At 64.7% G+C, this 1,506-nt stretch carries 1 protein-coding gene; it reads right to left on the reverse strand.

Annotated features, from left to right (window positions below; genetic code table 11):
- A partial coding sequence (locus EN893_RS33590) for a 3'-5' exonuclease (protein ID WP_245490951.1) occupies nucleotides 1-1,506 on the reverse strand: 1,506 nt, incomplete at both ends.

Below are 1,506 nucleotides of genomic sequence, written 5' to 3' on the forward strand. Positions count from 1 at the left end.
GTGTTGGAGAAGGCGCCGGATTTTTCGGTATCGGCGCCGACATTGTCGAAGCGCGAGGCGCCATAGGGGTTTTGCCGTCCCGCGCCCTGGCCGCCGCGACCGGAGGCAAAAGAACCGCCGCCATAGGAATTGCCGTAGCCGCCATAGGAGTTACCGCTTTCGGCGACTTCGACATGGGCTTCCGGCAGTTCGTCGAGGAAGCGTGACGGGATGGTCGACTGCCACAGGCCGTGGATGCGGCGGTTGGAGACGAACCAAAGATGCAGGTTCTTCTTGGCACGAGTCAGGCCGACATAGGCAAGGCGGCGCTCTTCCTCCAGCCCGGAGCGGCCGCCTTCATCCAGCGCACGCTGGTGCGGGAACAGGCCTTCCTCCCAGCCGGGCAGGAAGACGGTCTCGAATTCGAGGCCCTTGGCCGAATGCAGCGTCATGATCGAGACGGCGTCGAGCCCGGCATTCTGCTCGGCGTCCATGACGAGTGCGACATGCTCAAGGAAGGAGCGCAGCGATTCGTACTCCTCCATCGAACGGATCAGCTCTTTCAAATTCTCCAGCCGGCCGGGGGCTTCGACCGAGCGGTCGTTTTTCCACATGTCGGTGTAGCCGCTCTCTTCCAAGATGGTCTCGGCGAGCTCGGTGTGCGGCGTGGTTTCCAGCGCCTTTTGCCAGCGCTCGAAATTGGCCGACACCTCGCGCAAGGCAGCGCGCGGCTTCGGCTTCAACTCGTCGCTTTCGGCCAGCTTGGCGGCGGCCTCCAGCATCGGGATGCGCAGCGCACGCGCGGTGTCGTGGATCTGGCGGATGGTGGCTTCGCCAAGGCCGCGCTTCGGCACATTGACGATGCGCTCGAAGGCGAGGTCGTCGGCGCCTTGGGCGACGACACGGAAGAAGGCCAGCGCATCGCGGATTTCCATGCGCTCGTAGAAGCGCGGGCCGCCGATGACGCGGTAGTTGAGGCCGAGTGTGACGAAACGGTCCTCGAATTCGCGCATCTGGAAGGACGCGCGGACCAGGATCGCCATGTCGTTGAGATTGTGCTTTTGCCGCTGGTAGGTCTCGATGGTATCGCCGACGGCGCGCGCTTCTTCCTCGGAATCCCAGGCGGCGTGGACATGCACCTTGCCGTCCTCCGGATCGTTCCGGTCGGTGAACAGCGTCTTGCCGAAGCGGCCCTCATTGTGGGCGATGAGGTGGGAGGCCGCGCCAAGGATGTGCGCGGTCGAGCGGTAGTTGCGCTCCAGCCGGATGATGGTGGCGCCGGGAAAATCCTTGTCGAAGCGCAGGATGTTGTCGATCTCGGCACCGCGCCAGCCATAGATCGACTGATCGTCGTCGCCGACGCAGCAGATGTTTACGGTGGCGCGGGTTTCGGCCGAAGAGCGCCCAATCTCCCCCCTAGAGGGGGAGATGTCGCCGGAGGCGACAGAGGGGGGCGCTGTCCCTCCAGCCTGTCGGCGCGAGGCGCCCCCCTCTGTCCTGCCGGACATCTCCCCCTCAAGGGGGGAG

The sequence above is a fragment of the Mesorhizobium sp. M7A.F.Ca.CA.004.04.2.1 genome, assembly GCF_004022825.1.
Lineage (GTDB): Bacteria > Pseudomonadota > Alphaproteobacteria > Rhizobiales > Rhizobiaceae > Mesorhizobium.